10 protein-coding genes are annotated in these 13,868 nt (G+C 50.8%); 4 read left to right on the forward strand and 6 right to left on the reverse strand.

All coding sequences use genetic code 11. From position 1 onward, the window contains the following. Positions 1 to 197: 197 nt before the first annotated feature. The 6 genes from V9K92_RS01130 to V9K92_RS01155 form a co-directional block, all read right to left on the reverse strand. Positions 198 to 2,198, reverse strand: coding sequence for a DUF3732 domain-containing protein (locus V9K92_RS01130; protein ID WP_337352935.1), 2,001 nt, complete (start codon positions 2,196 to 2,198; stop codon positions 198 to 200). A gap of 1 nt (position 2,199) precedes the next feature. Beyond that, on the reverse strand, positions 2,200 to 2,691 hold the full coding sequence (locus V9K92_RS01135; RefSeq protein WP_337352936.1) for a three component ABC system middle component: 492 nt from the start codon (positions 2,689 to 2,691) through the stop codon (positions 2,200 to 2,202). Further along, on the reverse strand, positions 2,691 to 3,860 hold the full coding sequence (locus V9K92_RS01140) for an ABC-three component system protein (protein WP_337352937.1): 1,170 nt from the start codon (positions 3,858 to 3,860) through the stop codon (positions 2,691 to 2,693). Before V9K92_RS01140 ends, V9K92_RS01135 begins: the two co-directional genes overlap by 1 nt. A gap of 159 nt (positions 3,861 to 4,019) precedes the next feature. Further along, complete coding sequence (locus V9K92_RS01145) at positions 4,020 to 5,117, reverse strand: serine/threonine-protein kinase (RefSeq protein WP_337352938.1); 1,098 nt, start codon at positions 5,115 to 5,117, stop codon at positions 4,020 to 4,022. Further along, positions 5,114 to 6,127: a protein kinase domain-containing protein gene (locus V9K92_RS01150; protein ID WP_337352939.1), complete on the reverse strand. Its 1,014-nt coding sequence runs from the start codon at positions 6,125 to 6,127 to the stop codon at positions 5,114 to 5,116. The genes V9K92_RS01145 and V9K92_RS01150 overlap by 4 nt, the downstream gene beginning before the upstream one ends. A 50-nt stretch (positions 6,128 to 6,177) precedes the next feature. Then, positions 6,178 to 7,281 (reverse strand): PP2C family protein-serine/threonine phosphatase, encoded by a 1,104-nt coding sequence (locus tag V9K92_RS01155; RefSeq protein ID WP_337352940.1) that lies wholly within the window; start codon positions 7,279 to 7,281, stop codon positions 6,178 to 6,180. A gap of 394 nt (positions 7,282 to 7,675) precedes the next feature. Here V9K92_RS01155 and V9K92_RS01160 point away from each other — a divergent pair, with 394 nt between their 5' ends. From V9K92_RS01160 to V9K92_RS01175, 4 genes are all read left to right on the forward strand, one after another. After that, complete coding sequence (locus V9K92_RS01160; protein WP_337352941.1) at positions 7,676 to 8,038, forward strand: HTH domain-containing protein; 363 nt, start codon at positions 7,676 to 7,678, stop codon at positions 8,036 to 8,038. A 416-nt stretch (positions 8,039 to 8,454) separates the two neighbouring features. Beyond that, positions 8,455 to 10,707, forward strand: a complete 2,253-nt coding sequence (locus V9K92_RS01165; RefSeq protein WP_337352942.1) for an Hsp70 family protein — start codon at positions 8,455 to 8,457, stop codon at positions 10,705 to 10,707. Between the two features lie 252 nt (positions 10,708 to 10,959). Then, positions 10,960 to 11,841, forward strand: a complete 882-nt coding sequence (locus V9K92_RS01170) for a hypothetical protein (protein WP_337352943.1) — start codon at positions 10,960 to 10,962, stop codon at positions 11,839 to 11,841. A gap of 784 nt (positions 11,842 to 12,625) precedes the next feature. Then, on the forward strand, positions 12,626 to 13,744 hold the full coding sequence (locus V9K92_RS01175; protein ID WP_337352944.1) for an SEL1-like repeat protein: 1,119 nt from the start codon (positions 12,626 to 12,628) through the stop codon (positions 13,742 to 13,744). The last annotated feature ends 124 nt before the right edge of the window (positions 13,745 to 13,868 follow it).

The following is a 13,868-nucleotide window of genomic DNA, read 5'->3' on the forward strand; positions in this document are numbered from 1 at the left end:
ATTTCGCCCTCAGCCGGAACCGCCCCTTGATTCTCGGCGTACCTCATTTTGCAACTCGCAGTGCACACGTCAGACGTGCTAATGCAATCTGCTAAGCGGAATTTATTGCCCAACGTGAAATGAAAAAATAGATTAAAGCCTGCTGAAACCCCAAACCTATAATCGGTCGAAATTTTCGTGAAAAACATCCTTAGCCGCTATGTTAGCCAAGACTTAGGTATTAGAAAATCTTCGTCGCCTCGCCAGTTTCCGGCTTCGAATACGTTGTCGTGCTGCCCCCAAGCCTTCTTGTCTGCGTGATCAAGAACAATAATTTGGAGTCGACCTTTGAAAGCTCGGTGCGCTCGAGATAGGGCACTAAAGATTCGCCGTGTACTTTCAAGATCATCAAGGTGGCGGCGTGGACGGCGCTGTGCGGCCGTCGTGGTGTCCGTCTTTCCTTCCACTACCTGCTCGAAGGTGTCGCTCGGAAAATAGACTTGGCTTGGCTGATCTATCACCAAGAACGTTGGAACTGGGTTATCCCCTTTCCGCCGCAGGAAGGTTCCATGGATAGCAAGCAAAGCGGCAAGATGGTAAGCCATCCAATTTTCGCCACTTCCAATTTCCCAAAGGAAGTCTGGCCGGTTGGCACCATCTCGGATGAACTTAACATTAAGCTCTTTCTCATCGAGAAGAGGTGTGCCAGTCGCCCCCGTGACGGCGAGCGCCTTTACGAACCGCGCAATGTAATCAGAGATCACACCGCGAACGGATGCCTCTTTCTCTCTTCGCGCCCTCTCATCAGAGCGCCGTTTGAGATCATCAAGTTCGGCCTCGATATCTGCAATCTTCTTGACAATTCCTTCCTCGCCCTCGACGTGGCCCAAAATTTTAAGCGCTTGTTCTGTGTTTCCTAGAAACCGATAAACACCCTCCAAGCTCTGCGCATGACCTTGCTCTGCTTCGATGGTTGCCTCAAAGGCTTCGCGTGTTCTGCGAAGCTGGAGCATGTTTCGTTCATCGACAAGAAGGCTCCGCTGGATTCCAATAATTTCGCTGTCCACCATTGGTGATGTGGACTTTGTTCCTGCCGACAACTCTGTCAATTCTCGTATCGGCACTGCCAACTGTTGGAGGTGAGTTAATGCACCATGCGTTTGCGAACCACACAGTACACATTCGTCAGACTCGACGTGTTCTAAAAACCATCCTGAACCTTTGACGCGGGCCTGCTGGTCCTCAAGTACGGCGGCATAGTCGGTGACCGAGCGCCGTAGGCTTTTAAGGCGACGAAGCCGCCGGCGTTGCGATGAGATCGTGGAGTCCAAGGCTTTTTCTTGGCTACGGATTTCCTCAAGTCGTTCGACAGATACCGCAACGCGGCCAGGAGAAGGCACCACCGCGCCGGCATTCCCAACCATCTTCTGGAGTATTTCTAGAATCTCCCTTAAATCGGTCGGGGGGTCACCCGGTGGTAAAAGACTCAGCTCTTGGGCGCGGAAGAAAGCACCGGTGGCATTCGCTCGCCAGCTCTCGATGCCATTGCGGCGCACTCTCAAGTCGCCCTCGAGCTTGCGCAACTCTTCGCGGAGAATTTGCATTCTGTGTGATCGTTCAATGTCTTCATTGGTGATTATTCCTAGGGCAAGGGGCAGCACGTTTCGAAGCTTTTCCCGATGTTCACTAGAGTCTGCCTTGAAGAACAGCGTGTACGGATTTGCCACGATATGCTGCGGTAGAAAATTGAATGCAGCCATATCCCTAAAAGAAGCCCGCTCGTTAAAGCCACGCGATTGCTCCGGATCAAGGCGCAAATCAGACAGGCCGGACAACGTGTCCATCATTGCGCGAACTCGGTCGGCATTCGTAGTTGCGACGGGCGATACTGGCAGTGGCCCCGTGGCCTCTGGCCCTTCTTGGAGCCAAAAAGCGTTGTCCACCTGCCGTCCGTCAGGCTTCTTTCGAGCGAGACGCATTAGTCCTGCACCAGTCTCGATCAGAAGACCGTACCAAGAAGCGTAGTCTCTAATTTCACCGACCGGGATCGTGCAATGCTTAGCGCCAAGCACATAGTCAATTATCGCGATAGTTGATGACTTACCCGTGGAGCTCCATCCGCTAACGACACTGATCTTCTCGATATCAAATTTTACAACCCTTGGAGCCTGATTTGGATCCAACGGCCAGATTATTAACTGCTTGATAAATAGTTTCATTTCAGAACTCGATCATGAGGTGGCGCTGAATGGTCAGCAGCGGTTCGGTAGCAAACCATGCGCCGAGCCGCTTTGAGGCTGCAATCATCTCAGTCACCGGGCTTTCTGATCGCCGCAGTGGCTTCGGTAACTCGAACTGAATTGCACGAAACGCGGGGAACTTCGCGCCGACCTCGCGAGACATCAGGTTTGTGCTAGTTGCAAGCTGGAGCGCTTGGAGAGTCGAAATGGAAAAGTCCTCAATCCGAGATTGCAAGCCAGCGATAATATCCGGTCGTTCTGCGACAGCCTTCAAGATCCCGCTATCAAAGTTCATACGATACGTCTTGTCGACCGTTGGGCGGTGAAATATCATCGCGGACACAACAAAGAAGAGCGGGAGAATAGGAGGCTCGTCTTCGGCGTACTCAACGAAAGTCTTGGCAAACTGCCAAAATATGCAGGCGCCCAGCATAGGATTCCTGAGAACCAATTCCTCATGGTTTGACCGCATTATGGTTCTCCAGCCACTCGAAAGTTTGGATGCCACCAAACCTCATCGTCATCAGCAAGCCGGTGATAATGCCCGGAAGTCATGTAAAGTTCGCTGCAGCTTTGGCCTCCGAGCAGTTCGCAGTGGAAGTATGTTGTGGCTGATAGCACCCGTTGGCCTATTTCTGCTGGCATCAGGTCACGATGGGCTCGTTTCTCAACCCGCATGATGTTGCGCCATCGTGCAACCAAGCGGTCGCCACGGTCTTGCCACTCGCGGTCCGCCACATCGCCATCTGCACTCAATCTATGTTTTTCGACATTAAATTGTATGAAATGCTCTACGGCCTGAAGGAGGTCGTCGTCATCGGCGTCAATTCGGCGTAGATGTTCGGCGAACGGTCGGGCAAGAGCTCGACTGCGGTCACGTTCCGCAATTCCAATATCCCGGGCCGCACGAGGCAAAAACCTCTGTCGTGCAAGCGAGGTTTCGATTTCTCGGCACTGTCGAATACAAGCCTGACGAGAAACCATTCCCGGTAGGCCCGCGTCCCACGCCTCTTTAAGAATTCGAGTTAGCCATCCCAGCAAAAAATCTAAAATCTGCTGCTGGTCTAGGCCTGGATGGATTGCGAACCCATTGACCATCTCATCGCGAGCCTCGGCCAATACAAAGCCATCAATTACCTCAATTCGGCTGAGTAGCTCAGTAAGGATCGCGTCGCTCGCGGAAAGCACGTCATTCATCGTAGCAACGATTTTGGCTTTTGATCGCTGCTTCCCTATAGATTTTAACATCACTACGATGTCTTGGACTGAAGGGCTGTCCACCTCCCTTGATGACTTTAGCAATTTGGCAACGCCGGAATTTACTGAACTGTTCGTCACAATTAGATATCGTTCGCAGAACAAACCGGTATTACGGTATTGATGCAACCAGATCTGAAGCGTTCGCCAGAGTGCAGAACTTCTATCTCCCAGCAGATCCGCGTTTATCCGGACGCTGTTCTTGTCTTGCTCCTGAATAACGGGGAGCCCATTTTTTAATTGAGTTACGTCATCAAAGTGCTCGACTGCGACCGTTACGTCGTGTTCGGCACGGCTCAGATGGTATAGGGCGCGCTCAAGCTGCAGGATGTATCCTGATGCCTGTGGTCCAGCAGTGTGATTTTGTTCTTGAGGCGCTCCCAATTTCCCCCCAGCACAAATTAGCGCTTAGGTAGTATGACTAAAAAACGCGGCAGTTCAAAGAGTTGTGTAATAATTAGAGTGATATTTCGCTGCAGTTCACAACAAACCTATGTAACTTGCCGTCGTATGTGCCCGGTTCTCTTGATCGAGAGATCCAAATCAATTTGATGGTCGCCTGGGGGGCCTAACGGTCTTCAGAGGAACGACAGGGAATGCTCGCTCCCTTGGAACGCCTGGGAATGTGCTAAACCACACCCGGTCTCCCGACGACACACGGCCAACTGGCACAGAGTCGTTGTGAAAGAAGACATCCTGTCCACCAGATGAACCGATGAACCCATTAGTTTGGTAAGGCATGTGGCCAACTACACCAATCCGGCGTTCTTTTACGGAATAACAAAGATCTTCACAAAGCCTTATCAGCTGATCAGCGGTGGGCCGTGCTGTCGGATCTTTAAGGAGGCATTGCTGAATAATGGCGTAAATATTCCGGGTCAGTTCCGCAAACTGTGGTTTAGAAAGTAATTCCGGAGGAAGTGGAGGAGTGATAGCCGCTTGAATAGCAGGAACCGCTCTGTAGCCCGTTCCAAACGGCTTCGTACCTGTCAGCAACTCGAAGGCGAGGGCGCCAATAGACCATACATCAGCTGACCGTGTCGCGTTTGTAAAAGAGTCGATCATTTCTGGTGCCATGTACGGCAGGGCGCCAAGCGCGGTCGCGGATTGTGTCAGGGCCTCTTCGTCCCCGCCGTCAACCACTGCAAGTTCCACCTCCGCCATCTTCGCGATACCAAAATCAGTGATTTTTACTCCATGAAAGCTCATGCCTCCAGCAATCATAATGTTACTGGGTTTAAGATCCCGATGTACGACGTTTGCATGGTGCGAAGCCGCCAGCCCTTTTGCTAAATGGTGCAGGACGTGCGCACAAAGATAGGGATCCAAGCGGTGCAAATGGTCGCGAAGAGCTTGTCCAAGATCAAGCCCTTCAATCAGCTCCTCGATCAGATAATATCGGCCGTTTTCTTCTATGTAGTCGAGTGTTTTAGCCACATTGGAGTGGTTGATGCTCGCGCTGGTAGCAGCGCTTCGGTGAAATCGTTTCCGGGCAGAGTTGGTCTTAGGTGTTTTCAAAGCGACGGTACGCGAGAGGAGTGTGTCCGTTGCAGCATAGACTTCCTGCATCCCACCTTCAGATATGTATTCGATGATCTCGTATCTATTTCCAATCAGATCCTGCGGGCTATGGATAGTCATAGAACAACCTCAGGGTGAGAGACGTCAACAGGTACATGGATTCTGTTCATTCCCAAATGGGGCTGACCGAAAGTAACGACGCATGACTTCGGCAATCGCAGGGTTCCTGCGACTGGTACATTGTTCACAAACACGTCTCCGGATTGCGTTGTAAGCGAGAACCGCAAACCATCATAGCGAAGTTGGGCCACTCCATGTGGAAGGGTGATAGTTACACCCCGGCGCCCTGAATCAAGAACGTGTACGTTGCCGTTCACAACTAGCGTCGCACGATGTTGGTCACGAAGAAGGTATTCGCCGATAACGTCGCGGACTGCTGACATCCTTGGGCGATTTGTCGGGTCTTGCGCGATGCAGACGTTCATTGACGAAGAAATTTCAATGGGCAAGGAAAGACTGGTTGCTGCGAAGTCAGCTTCGGTAGAGGGTAACTGGGGAGGAACCTGCCGGAGCGGTCGAGGCAATCTCCGTAGCGCGAGCGCTAGCATTGTCGCGCCAAAAGCATACACATCGATTGCTTCGGTGAATTCAATTACTTCATCGTCATCGACCCAAAGTTCCGGAGCCATGAAACCTGGTGTTCCTACAGCCCCCTGCGTTGCAGCATCAACCTGACCCTCCCGAGCAAGCCCGAAGTCGAAGATCTTCAGGCACCCTTCGCGATCGAACTTTATATTGTTCGGTTTGATGTCGCGATGAACTCGGCCCGCCGTATGGATATCCGAAATACCGCATGCGATGGCGTAGGCTATGCGCAAAAACAAATTTGCATCGGTAATGGGGATAAAATCGACTAGGTCGTTACCTGGTATGTACTCTTCGACCAGTCCGATGACTGCCCCGGTCGAATCTTTGATGACGTCATAGATTTGAACAACATGTTTCGAGCGGATCGAAGTGAGGGCCGCCACCTCATCTAAAATTCTCCGCTGGTCCACGCCTTGCTGAAGTTCTTTTATTAGAACATCTCGGTCAAGATGAGTATCAAGGCATACAGTGGCATGTGACATGCCACCGCTCGCTCGCTGGCTGTGCGGCTGATATCGAGGTGGAATTGTGATCACGGTGTGCCATCTCCACCATCCGAAAAGTCTAGTTTTGCTATCGGCTTATCTACTCCGAGCGGCAACTCGTCAGATCGCTGGTCCTTCTTGTTCGCTTTCGATTGTTTCGGTTTTTTCGGCGATTTGTTCTTTTCAGGAAGGTCGACAAACGGTTTCACATTCCGCTCGCGATGGATCTCCGAACTGGGCGAACGAGATACTGCGTCTCTAAAGGGGGGCTGTGCAAACCAAATATCATGCTGTCCTGAGCTACAAAGGATCGAAGCCACTAGGTCATCGTGAGCTGAACGCTCGAATTGGTCCCTATTTTTAATCTCCGTTGCAACGGGAATATGGACCGCGGTCGCATTATCAAGGCCGCCCAAGGCATCGGCCACATTGAGCAATTTGCGGACTAGCTCGGGACCACTCTTTGAATGTTTTACAATTGTGGCCAGGATCTCAGACGACGGACTGTGCGCGCCATCGGACGTTAGTAGGAAGCCGTTAACAGAGGCTTTTTCAATTGGAAGAAGCTGGGGATCCAATTCGCCGTCTAGGCCGACGAACTGGATCAGGCGATTATTGTCCGGCCTGTTTTCTTGGTGGTGCCTTTGAAGAGCAGCGCCGATCGTGTCGTCTCGGGATATCTGGCGAAGTTCAATGCCGGCGCGAATCTCATAAATGCGCGAATCTCCGACATGAACAAACCAAGCTTCGGAAGAAGCATCTAAGTATACGGCGGACAGCGTCGTGCCACCATTTCCTCTGAGCTCGTCGTAAACGGCGCGCTGCGCAGCATTCAGCGCGAAGTTAATTGCACGCTTAACTCCTGAACTGCGATCGACGCGGAGGATTGCGGAGAGGAAGCTACTAGCTGCGATGAGCGCTGCTACTCTCCCGTCACTCATCCCTCCCATCCCGTCGCAAACAAGGGCGACTGTGAAATCGTTTGAAGAAGCCCTTCCATGACGTATCTTTACCAAGGCACCGACGTCTTCATTACGGTTTCTTACAGACCCTATTATAGAGCCCACCGCGTAAAGTTCGTTTGCCTCCACCGATCGGCTCTGCCGCCCGGATAAGATGTTGTAGATCCTGTTATAGAGAACGTCGTTCAAAATTTATTTCCCGCGATATTTTAACGTCTACCCAGTGGTATTCTCAGATTGCACAAACGATCAGCCTGTGTGTTCCATCTAGCCAATTTTGATTGCATCACTTTCCAGGCGTTCGTTTGTTAACAGACCTGGCTCCTCAGAGTACAACATTCGGATCCACCGGCTCTCCCGATTTGGAAACGATCGATGAACCGTACGGTTCACGCGATGAGATGTACAGCCCATGAACCGCATCAGAGATGCGGATATAGTATTCTGATGCTCAATTCGCATTCTCACCCCCTTTTGTCGAACGACATCCGCGGCAAGGATTGCATCTCAACCGATCGCAAGTTCGGCCATAATGCGTATGGGTGTCAATAACTGGCATATTCAGCGGTTCAGGAACTGTATCATGTCGTTCTCCAAGTCTCAGGACTTGATCAGATTGGCCCAGCTGGGCGCCACGCGTCGGACCGGGATCAGCCTTGATGAAATCTGCGAACAGTTCGCCGTTTCGCATCGAACAGCGCAACGTATGACAGATGCGTTGAAGACGTTATTCACCAATGTCGAAGCGATTGATGGCCCGGACCGTCGACTGAGTTGGCGTGTCGCCGACTCGATGCTCGACGGGCTCCAAATCCGTAGGAAACAATGGTCTACGCCGCTTGCGATTTGCACGCTTGTAGCCAGTACGTGGACTCATGGGCACGACTTTCAACGAGCGAACCGCAATAGCGCTGCACGAGTGCTCATTCAGATCCGTAACGGATAGCTCGATTGAACCTGCAATATTTTGTATAATCATGCCGGGATATGTTGTGAAACACGGCGAACGTACTGGTCAGGCACCACTATCTAACCCAATGGCATCTGGGTGCCGTCTCCAAGGATCAAACTGTCTTCGGTGACAACGTTCGCTTTGATGATATCAACGACCCAAATCTTCACCGCCATCCACCCTTTTGGCAGTGCGGATCATGGTACCGTCGGAACGCTTTATTATAGTCGGGAAGACGCGTGGAATTAAGGTTTTACGACTAGCTGCCAAGAAGAATGGTGTTTTTGTATATCGGTGGTCAAAAATCTGTCTGATTGGCGATGGAGAGGTACTAGTGCACCCATCCTTCTGACTGTAAAGATTGTCCTTGTCGCCATGACGGAATGTCGTGGGCCGTAATGGATGCAAGTATGCCAACGATTTCCGGGTCTCAACTGCCGCCGCCTTCTAGTTGGGAAGAGTTCCAGCTTCTTTGCACGGACCTCATGTCCTTCGTTTGGAAAGACGACAACGTCCAGGCCTATGGACGGCATGGTCAAAGCCAACGTGGTGTCGATATCCTTGGCCAGTCACTGAACAAGATCGTGGGCGCCCAGTGCAAGGGCAAGAGAAGATGGCCGCCCAAAAGGCTTACCGTTTCAGACGTTGCCTTGGAAGTAGCTAAGGCAAAGAGATTTCAGCCACCTCTAGGATGTTACACAATTCTCACCACGGACGATAACGATACGGCGATTCAGGATTTTGTCACCGAGTTGAACCGACAGCACACGCAAGACGGCCTTTTTGAGGTGCGCGTCTGGGGATGGGATGAAATCCGGCGACGTCTTGAAGACAACAGCGGCCTCATCTTTAAGCATTACGGGTTCGTTGACAACGCTAGGATATTGCATGACCTCCAAGCGCTGCCCGAGAAAATTCGCCAATTAATCGACGCTGTTCGCTTGCCACTTTCCAACACAGAGCGGCACGGCCCCGATATCTCAGAAGAAACAATTACCGAGGAGCTTGCCCTGGCCCCGGATCGAAAAATCGTCGGTATTGACTTTGGGACAACAGGATCTAGGGTCGCCTGCTTGATGGCAGGCCGTCCAATTATCCTTGAAGACGCCCACGGACGCGGCACGATGCCAAGTAATGTTGCGTTTTCCCCTGATGGTCGTGTTGTCGTTGGAGAAGGGGGGCAACGGATCGCGGTTCGAGAACAAGGCAGTGTCGTGTTCGCGACCAAGCGGCTGATCGGTCGCGCCTACTCTGATCCTGTGATCCAGCATCTTAAAGACAGCCTAGCGTTTAAAATAGTTCGGTCGGAGGCTGGGGATGCGTGGATCGAGGTGCACGGTAAGGCTCATTCTCCAATCGACATATGCGCTGCCATATTCAAGAAACTTCGCGAAACCGCACGAAGAAACCTCTGTTTCGATGTTCGCAAGGGCTTGGTAGCGATCCCCGCATATTACAATGAGACCCAGCGAGCAGCAATCAGAACGGCTGCGAAGATTGGGGGCTGGGAGGTGATGCGCATGATCGCGGAACCTACAGCTGCGGCAGTGTTTCACGGCGATACGGTAAAAGATCAAAAACTGGTCATCTACGACTTCGGAGGAGGGACTTTTGACGTGTCGATCGTCGACTACTCTGACGAGGTCTTTGAAGTTTTATCTACCGATGGCGACACATTCCTAGGTGGAGAGGACATTGACCTGCGCATTCAGGCGTATGTGCTCGAAGCGCTCAAGTTATCCTCGCAGGGCCTTTCCGGGGCAACATTGCGCAATCTAAAGGATTCCTGTGAATTGGCCAAAATTGAGCTTTGCGGCCAACACGTGGCCGAGATCGCCATCCCGCCGGAGATGGTCGCATTGGGCGCGCCTACCTCATTCACCATGAACCGCGGGCTGCTTGAGGAAATCTGCGAAGACATCGTGCAACGTACCCTCGATCTATGCGACCGGGCGCTAGCACATGCGGGACGCGATGGTCCCGGCGGAAGCTGGTCTCGCCTCCCTCTTCAAGATGTCGGCAATGTATTTTTAGTCGGCGGCTCTACACATTTACCGTTTATCGAACGGCGTGTTGAGGAATTTTTTGCCCGCAAGCCGATAAGTGGTCCAAGGAGAGAAGACGCCGTCGCGCTGGGCTGCGCTCTCCATGGCGGGCTGCTTAGCGGAGAACTTCGCCGGGGATTGCTCCTCGACACGATACCGTTTTCAATTGGAATCGCGATGTCGGATGGCCGAATTCACAAGCTCTTTGATCGACACCTTACTCTGCCCTACAGGGTCACCAGACGCTTCGCATTAACGCAGCACAATTCGGCTAAAACCTCATTGCATTTCTTCCAGGGCGAAGGAGAGTACGCCAGAGACTGCAACCTGCTTTGTGTGATTGACCTCGATTTGGTCTCAGAAACGCTTACGGGCACTGCAGTGCTAGAAATCACAGCCGACCTGGACGTAGATGGGGCGCTCAAAGTTACGGCTGTGAATACGCTTAGCGGTCGATCAGTTCCCGGTCGGACCGAACGCGATCCTATGACCGAGGGCAACGCTGATTACAAATCTTGCCTTGCTTTCGCCCTTTCCAAAGAGAACAAGAGCGCAGTTGATGAAGCAGATGGATGGATCCGTCAGTTTGCTAGAGCGCCGAACAAGTCCCGCAACTAGGGGTAGGGCATGATTGGGCTACGCCGCTCTGCTTTCAGGCACGTTGTGTCGCCTGCAAGGCTACAAGGCCGATACACGTGTTCGCAGTTTTCATGACAGCGTGTTGTTTCTACAGGCTCAAAACTTGGCTTTGTGGTTTATACTAAGGAGTGTCAGTGACTTCGATTATGTTCTACAGCCTAAACAGTCGCGTCATAATGTATCGCCAGATCTGACTAGGCATCTTGCGAAAGTTCCTATGGAGTCATTGGATTGAAATCTGGACAATCAAGGATCGAATTAGCTCAAGAACTCAAAGACCAACTTTCCCAAATCGGTGACAAGAGGATTGAGCGAATTCCCGCGGCTATTGATGGCGTGAACGCTCTTGCGGATGCTTTTCCGGATCAATATCATTGGCGATTCAAGACTGCCGAAGCTTTCCGCGCAGAAGCCGAGGAACTGCACCGCCGGAACGCGACCACTATTGATTTAAATGCGCTGTACTGGCGCGACTCACTCGCCATCATTGAAGCCCACACTGTGATGTCTCTGTGGCGAATGATAGAGATTGCTCAGTCAGCCTTCCGAGCTCTAGAGCAAGATAACTACATTCCAATGAGCATATTGGTACGATCCGCGTTTGAAAGTGCCATTCAATTCGTTGACGATGCAAGAACCTTTGCGCCAACACTGGACAGCCTCAAACAGATCGATTTCGAGACGCAACTTGTGGAAAGTGAAAGCTTAGAGACACTGCTCCTAAAATCCGTTTATGGTTCTAGGATGTCATCGTCGGATGATATTTATAGATCGAGAAATATACTGACCTCAATTGAGAGGATTGCGAAAGCCAGTAAAAACGACCCGATCAGGTATCATTATGAAGTCCTATGCGAACTTGCTCACCCCAATTTTCTCGGTCGATCTATCTATCTTGCCGAAGTGCGCAAGGGGCCATGTGAAGGAGATGAGATTCGAATTATAGCCCACGCCAACGGTATTAACGCCCCCCCCATACTTTACTCAGCGTTATGGGCATTGGCTTGGTCACTTGAGGGACTGCAGGTCTCGGTTCACCTGGTTCAGAATAGCATTGCCGATTTTCTCAAGGCGCATCCGGGCCTTGCTAACAAGAGATCTGATAAGGATTGAACAACACGTGAGTTCAATGAGTGTGCTCTCAGGGATTTCACAAGCAGTACTAGGACTTGTGCATGGAAAATTTCCACCACAAATTTTGACGATTGTAGATGTTTTGGAACCAATCGAATTCCATTGAAAATCGGCTCTTATCGACATTTTCAAAGGAACATTTTCTTATAACTACCGGTTTTGTACAGACACTCTAAGAAGGCTTCATTTATTAAAGTGATCCGGAAAAAGACGCGTGCAACTATGGGGACGGGCAACGATGTCGATCTTCTCACCAATTCGAAATTCTCTATAAAAGAATCCAAACCAACTGTCACGGCACCCTGGATCTGTTTGCCGCTCTCGACGTTAGGGAAGACTAGTTTGCCTCATTTGTAAGGGCCTATACAGCGTACTTGTTTAGCCCACGTATTCACCCAGAGTGGCCGAACTAGGCTGACGATTTAGGATATAAGCCTTATCGTTCGAATGCAAAAAACTACCCGCAGGAAACTCGCGAGAAACGCAACAAGCCAAAAGGCTATTGCCTTCCAACTTATGGATGCATGCTATTTCGTTGAGAGTTCGGCAATTTAACATTCACATGAATACTATCTAATACCGTAATGACTATCATTGCGGAACAAGAAAATTGCATTCGCCAAAATCAAAATCAAGTTATATCTTCTGTCAAAGCAACGTAAAGTCTTCATTCGACAGTAACGGCGCCATCCGATTACCGAAAGTACATTACTTTTTCGATTTTCTGAAGATTAAGTTCCAATGCACGGTCGAGGTACGGGATATGCGTAGTCTGAGATGTTTTTTGTTTGTTGGATTTGTCGCTTTGTGGCCTTTGTGCAGCTTTGCCTCGAATGCATACAAAGCACAAGATGCAATTGATAGGGGCGCTTTTGTCGAAGCTTTAAATATTCTTCTACCGCTTGCTGAGTCTGGAGATATTGAATCACAAATTAAAATTGGCGGTATGTATTATAATGGACAGGGCACGATCGCAGATAAAACCCAGGCGTTCAAATGGTACTTGCGAGCAGCCGAAGCCGGCAACGCCTATGCTCAAGGGGTCATAGGTACGGCCTTTCGGAATGGAGAGGTGGTCGCGGTTGACAAGCGTCAGGCAGTAAAATGGTATTCAATGGCTGCCGAGCAGGGGGAGCCATCAATACAGCGAGCCCTAGGATTGATGTACTACGCAGGTGAAGGTGTCACCCTAAACAAATCAACTGCCGCGATGTGGCTGCACAGGGCTGCTGATCAGGGAGATCCCGCCGCTGAGGCCTCTTTGGGTCTGATGTATCGTGAAGGCGATGGAGTCCAGCAAAGCAAGGTCCGGGCGGTTGAGTTGCTGACAAGGGCTGCTGAAAAACAGGTTGTGCTCGCGCAATCAGCACTGGGTTTCATGTACCGAGATGGCGAGGGCGTCGCGGTCGATAAAGTAACTGCATTACATTGGTTTGAGATGGCAGCTGCATCTGCAGAACCCAATGCACAAACAGCATTGGGGATTATGTATCGCAAAGGTGACGGTGTTTTGGTTGATAAGTCCAAGGCGTTTGTGTGGCTCAACAAGGCTGCTCAGAATGGTAACGCATATGCTCAATCCGTTCTGGGCGTTATGTATAGTACAGGTGAAGGAATACAGGTCGATAAACAAAAGGCAGTTGATTGGTGGTTGAACGCAGCGGCCAAAGGCGACGTGGAAGCGCAAGCAAATTTGGGAAATGCTTACGCCAGCGGGGATGGTGTCACCGTCGACTATCTAGCGGCGGCGAAGTGGTATTGTACAGCCGCAGCGCAAGGTAATGGAGCAGCACAGAACTATCTAACGGAATTATTACAAAAAGAAGAAATTACAGCAGAAGATGGTGCTGGGCAGTCAGAATGTAGGTATATATCTAAGTAACTCAGTTCAATGACATGCAGAATATAACAAAAAACATGGAGAACTATTATGGGGGACGGCAGGGGATCCGACGCGAATGCATTTATCACCGCATGCTGTTTTAGTGATTGGTAAAAGCGTGTGG

It is taken from the genome of Phyllobacterium sp. CCNWLW109, from assembly GCF_037203905.1.
Lineage (GTDB): Bacteria > Pseudomonadota > Alphaproteobacteria > Rhizobiales > Rhizobiaceae > Phyllobacterium > Phyllobacterium ifriqiyense.